The organism is Salegentibacter sp. (assembly GCF_036568425.1).
Classification (GTDB): Bacteria; Bacteroidota; Bacteroidia; order Flavobacteriales; family Flavobacteriaceae; genus Salegentibacter.
Genome location: NZ_DATCSO010000095.1, coordinates 1 through 5,935 on the forward strand (window position 1 = coordinate 1; position 5,935 = coordinate 5,935).

Here is a 5,935-nt window from a genome sequence, read left to right on the forward strand (position 1 = left end):
GTATAAAAAGATCACCCTTAGAGATCATTTTGACACTGTTTATAATAACCTGTTACTTCTGGTAAAAGAAGGTTTTAATGTGAAGCTTAATGCTGTTTTAATTCGAGGGGTTAATGACGATGAGATCATTGATTTTATTCATTTAACTAAGGATCTGCCGATTTCGGTCCGCTTTATAGAGTTTATGCCTTTTGATGGAAACAAGTGGGATATGAGCAAAATGGTCTCATACAAAGAAATAATGACCTATGTAAATGCTTCCTATAAGAAGGACAATATTGAGCGATTAAAGGACGCACCAAATGACACAGCCAAAAATTATAAGATCAAAGCTTACAAGGGTAGCTTTGCTGTTATAAGTTCGGTTTCCAATCCTTTTTGTGACTCCTGTAACAGACTAAGGCTAACAGCGAACGGCCAATTAAAAAATTGTTTGTTCTCATCAACCGAATCTGATCTATTGACCACCCTTAGAGAAGGAAACTCAATTGAGCCGGTAATTCAAAAAGCCGTTCTAAATAAATTGAAAATAAGGGGAGGCATGGATAATTTAGACAAACTGCAAGAAACCGGACTGCATACTAAAAACAGATCTATGACTACTATTGGTGGTTAGTGGATTCCTCGGGTAGAATACATTCTTCAGTCACTTCTTGAAGAATGGGATCTAACCCAAGCTTTAATGTCCGTTTCATAACCTCAGAATTATCTTTATGACATTGAAGGCAAGCCCCAACTAAAAGCATCCGGTTCTGTTCTTTTACATTAAAAGGCCTGAAATTAGTCCGGGTAGAGGTAACAACACTATCGTGTACATTCTTTAAAAAAGGGATCCATGCATCTTCCGGTAAGTTATCGTAGCTGTTCAAAGCATATTCCGGAGTAAATTCCCATAGTCCTTTGTTATTTTTGATGATATAATTCAGTGTACCCATTCCATAGCCCAGGGTAGCAGAATTTGCATGACAGGATTTACAATCTCTCACCTCCTTTGTGGTGGTATGAGGAGAATTAGGCGCATAAAGCCTGTGAAACGAGATATCTTCACCCGGCTCGCCTTTATAACTACCTTTGTCAATAGTCATGATCATACCGGGGATAGCAGGTTCAATCAGCTCTTCACCATCATGTTCTCTAACACCCAATGCAGGTTGAGAAGATGAAAATTCAGCAACATATTCCTCCCATTGGCCTGTGACATATTTTTTATCAAGAAGATCGAAAGCTCCTGGTTTTCCTTCATCAAATTGATTATGACATCCAATACAACGAGATGCCCAGGATGAATGACAGGCACTACAGCTCACATTTTGATGAGCGGTTCTTGAGCATACCTCTGGTTGAGGCTTTAAAGGATGTAAACTGCCGTCTTTCTTACCTATTAAAAAGGCATTCCCTGTGGAATCTACAAAGGTGTTCACTAAAGGATGACCGTCTTTTTTAACTGCTATTAATTCCTTATCAGAATGTTCATAATCCCGATGCAGGTACACTAAAAGACTTTCCCTGTCTAAGGAATCATAAGGAATAGTGTTGGGCTGCTCTTTATAATGACAGTCGCTGCATTGTAGGGAAACAGCATCTTCCTGATGCAGGAATTTTTCACCGGTACCCATTACTTCATGTGAGGAATGACAATCAATACATAAAAGTCCTTTTGTATGATGCACATCTGCCTCCAAATGTTTGTACACTCGTTTATCTTCTAAAACCGAGTAAGTATTATTATTGTGAATGTCTATTTCATCCAATAATGTTTCTTGCAGGCCTATATAATTTGTGGAGATCCTACTGGAACGACTATGACAACCAAAACAATGAGTGTTATTTACAAATATGTCTGTTGAAGGATGAAATTTGGGTAATTCCTTTTTGCCAGAGGCGAGGTACATATCAAGGTCAGATTTAGCCTGATCAGAATAATTTAAATGACAGGCGATACAACCTCCTCCTCTACTCAATTGATTTATTTCACCATATTCAGGTTTTTCTGCACCCAGGTGGCAATTTGCACACAGATCCCGTATGTGCTTGTCTGCCGGAGAATATTCTATATCCTTTATATGATAATGATAATTTGGACTATCTGCTTCCCCAAAAATAAATTTATCCACAGCAACGAGCCCGCTATTGGTCGTCATGAGAGAATTATTGACTTTTTTTAATTCTTCCGAATGGCATTTTCCGCAGGTCTCTGTTGCATCAGAAAGATTACCGGGGATTAAAATCATGCCTTCATGAGCTAAAGTTTTGTCTAAAGCAGCAGTATTTCCTAAATGACAACTTGAACAACCTATTAGCTCAGGGTTATGATATTCCGAATAACCAGTGGTATTTTGATGACACTGAAGACAAGATTCAATGTTCTGAACTTCGATCTTCGTGTAAGAACTTTCTGGATTTATATAAGAATCAAAAGTCTGGTGATTTCTTAAATATAAAAAAAAGCTGATCAGTATAATAAGTGCCGAAAAGAGTGCAATTTGAAAGTATTTCCGTTTCATCAAATAAGCCGTTTCTCAAAATTACAATTTTTTAAAATGTTAATTAATTAAAAAATTTAGCATCTTAATTTTAACACTCTATATGTGACTATAGTCACATATAGAGTGTTAATAATATGATTTCTATCATACTGGATACCCCCGTTTGGGAATAAGTTTACTCTTGAATAATAATTTAGAATTATGGCTACTTCAAGAAGAAAATTCATAAAAATTTCTGCTTTGGGTTTAGGAGGGTTGGCGGCTTCGTCAAGTCTATTGGGTATGAACCCCTTTTTAGATGCAGCAGTTAAAGAAAATATTACCAAAAAATTCACAAGAACTGCTACATATTGTGAAGTATGCTTTTGGAAATGTGCCGGATGGGTTTATACAGATGAACAAGGTGAGATTACCAAAATTTTTGGTAATGAAGATGACACGCATTGTAACGGAAGACTCTGTCCCAGAGGAACAGGTGGTGTTGGAATGTATTCTGATGAAGACCGACTTAAAGTACCTTTGATAAGAACAACTATTGATGGTGAAGAAACCTTTAGAGAAGCTAGTTGGGACGAGGCTCTGGATTTAATTGCCTCAAAATTCAAAAGTATAAAAGAAAAGTATGGGCCTGAATCTTTTGCTTTACTTAAACATGGATCTCCTGGAAAGCATTTAGAACATTTATTCAAAGCCTATGGTTCAGATACAATTGCGGAACCTGCCTATGCACAATGTAGAGGTCCCAGGGAAACAGGCTTTGGTTTGACCTTTGGGTCGTGGGTTGGATCCCCCGAGCCGGCAGATATTCGAGACACTAAATGTTTGGTGCTCATTGGCTCTCATTTAGGAGAAAATATGCACAATTCTCCGGTTCAGGAAATGTCAGATGCCATTGACAATGGAGCTAGAATTATTACAGTAGATCCACGACTCTCAACTGCAGCCAGTAAATCTGAACACTGGTTAGCTATCAAACCAGGAACAGACATCGCATTACTATTATCATGGATGCATGTTTTAATTGAAGAAGGAATATACAACAAAAAATATGTTGAAAAATATTCGCTAGGCTTTGATCAATTAAAAGCACATGTAAAGAAATATACTCCTGAATGGGCATATGGCATTACAACCATAGAACCTACTGTAATTAGAAAGACTGCCCGCATTATGGCAGCAGCTGCTCCATCGGCAATTATCCACCCCGGAAGACATGTAACCTGGTATGGAGATGATTCCCAAAGAGCACGCGCAGTGGCAATCTTGAATGGTTTACTGGGATCCTGGGGGAACAGAGGTGGATTTTATTTTAAGGAAAGTATTAAAGTTCCAAAATATCCACATCCTGAATATCCGGAACCAAAATGGGGTTGGAAAGAAATTGGAGAAAATTATCCATTTGCTCAAATGGGGATTACAACTGAATTTATAAAAGCAACCATAGAGAGCGAAAAAACTAAGTATCCAATTAAGGCCTGGATGGTGGCAGGAACTAATTTGACACAAGCCCTGCCCCAGCAAGAAAAAACGATTGAAGCTATAAATGCTCTGGACTTCATGGTGGCAATAGATACCATGCCTATGGAAATTACAGGATATGCCGATGTGGTTCTTCCGGAGTGTACATATTTAGAACGCTATGACGGGATCAGATCTGCTGCAAACAGGACCCCCTCAATTGCTGTAAGGATTCCTGCTGTAAAACCAAAGTATAATTCTAAACCTGCCTGGTGGATAAGTAAACAAATTGGAGAACGTCTTGGATTAGGTGAGTATTTCAAATATGATGATTTTGAGGAAGTAATTAAATGGCAATTAAATAAGCTGGGGACCTCCTTAGATGAAATGAAAAAAATTGGTGTCAAGAACTTTGAAAGAACTTCCGGACCCTTATTCCTGGAAGAAGGTAAGGATCATGAATTCTGGACTCCTAGCGGGAAAGTTGAATTCTATTCACAAGAATTGGCGAACAAAGGATTTGATCCAATGCCTGTTTATACAAAACATCCGGAACCTCCAAAAGGGTATTACCGACTAAACTATGGTAGATCGCCTGTACACACCTTTAGTAGAACTATTAACAACCCCAACTTAAGTGATCTTAAAAATGAAAATACACTTTGGATAAACCCTAAAGTGGCTAGAATTCTGGGATTGAAAAAATCTCAGGAAGTCTGGTTGAAAAATCAAGATAATATTGTGTCCAAATTCCCTATCAAAGTGAGAATCACTGAAAGAATAAGATGGGATTCTGTTTATATGTATCACGGTTTTGGCCACAATAACAAAAAACTATCAAGAGCCTTTGGTAAAGGTGCCAGTGATACCGAATTAATTTCAAAAACAGCAATAGACCCATTAATGGGTGGAACGGGACTCAGAGGTAATTTTGTTTCAATCTTAACCGAAAATCCACATAAAAATATAGAGATATGAGATATGCAATGGTAATAGACACTCGCAAATGTGTTGGATGTAGTGATTGTGTGGTGGCTTGTCAAACAGAGAATAATGTCCCACATGGGTATTGCAAGGACTGGATAACAGAGGTAGTAACCGGAAAATATCCCAATTTAGAATTAGAATTGAGATCAGAGAGATGCAATCACTGTGACACAGCACCTTGTGTGAGATGCTGCCCTACCGGAGCAAGTCATATTGCTGAAGGGGGAATAATACTGGTAACTCCAGATGAATGTATTGGGTGTGGTGCTTGTATAGCTTCCTGTCCTTATGATGCACGCTATCAACATCCAGATGGCCATGTTGACAAGTGCACTTTCTGCCATCACAGGTTAGAAAAAGGACAACTTCCTGCTTGCGTATCTGTTTGCCCTACCAAGTGCATGTACTTTGGAGATCTGGACAATCCAAACAGTGAGGTTTCAGAGTTATTAAAAAGCAGGAAGTACAAAACATTAGCGCCTGAGGCAGGAACTAATCCTCATGTATTTTACTTAATCTAAAGTCGTATCATTATGCAAGAAGAATTATTTACCAGTGGTCGAAACATCCCAAATATTGATCCTTCCTTGGAAGTATGGCACTGGCCAATTGCTCTCTATTTATTTTTGGGAGGATTAGCAGCGGGAATCCTATTTTTTGCAGCTCTTTTTTATATTTTAAAGAAGGATCATGAGTATTCCGGGGCGGTTAAAAAGGCTTCCATTATTCCTCCAATAGCATTATCGTTGGGATTGGTAGCTTTAATTTATGATTTAACCCACCCGCTTTTTTCCTGGCAGTTGTACACGACTTTCAGAATAGAATCTCCTATGTCCTGGGGAGCCTGGGTATTATTGGTTGTAACACCGCTTTCATTTCTATGGACGTTCAGTTATTACCGGGAAGCCTATACAAACATAGAATCGAAACTAAAGCTTTTTGAACGGTTCAAATTCTTGAACCAACTTGAAAAATGGATTATTAAGAACAGAATGAATATTGCT

4 protein-coding genes and 1 pseudogene are annotated in these 5,935 nt (G+C 38.3%); 4 read left to right on the forward strand and 1 reads right to left on the reverse strand.

The features are described from left to right. Window positions 1-616 (forward strand): annotated as a pseudogene (locus VIM94_RS09015) (cyclic pyranopterin phosphate synthase MoaA); the annotation flags it as partial. Here VIM94_RS09015 and VIM94_RS09020 read toward each other — a convergent pair. Then, a complete protein-coding gene (locus VIM94_RS09020; RefSeq protein ID WP_332038967.1) occupies window positions 603-2,504 on the reverse strand; it encodes a hypothetical protein in 1,902 nt (633 codons plus the stop codon). The pseudogene VIM94_RS09015 and the gene VIM94_RS09020 sit on opposite strands and share 14 nt — an antisense overlap. Before the next feature lie 264 nt (window positions 2,505-2,768). Between VIM94_RS09020 and VIM94_RS09025 the strand changes: the two genes are divergently transcribed. The 3 genes from VIM94_RS09025 to nrfD form a co-directional block, all read left to right on the forward strand. Beyond that, a complete protein-coding gene (locus tag VIM94_RS09025) occupies window positions 2,769-4,922 on the forward strand; it encodes a molybdopterin-containing oxidoreductase family protein (protein ID WP_332038968.1) in 2,154 nt (717 codons plus the stop codon). A gap of 8 nt (window positions 4,923-4,930) precedes the next feature. Continuing rightward, window positions 4,931-5,452, forward strand: coding sequence for a 4Fe-4S dicluster domain-containing protein (locus VIM94_RS09030; protein ID WP_332038970.1), 522 nt, complete (start codon window positions 4,931-4,933; stop codon window positions 5,450-5,452). Between the two features lie 12 nt (window positions 5,453-5,464). Beyond that, a partial coding sequence (nrfD, locus tag VIM94_RS09035) for an NrfD/PsrC family molybdoenzyme membrane anchor subunit (protein ID WP_332038969.1) occupies window positions 5,465-5,935 on the forward strand: 471 nt, incomplete at its 3' end.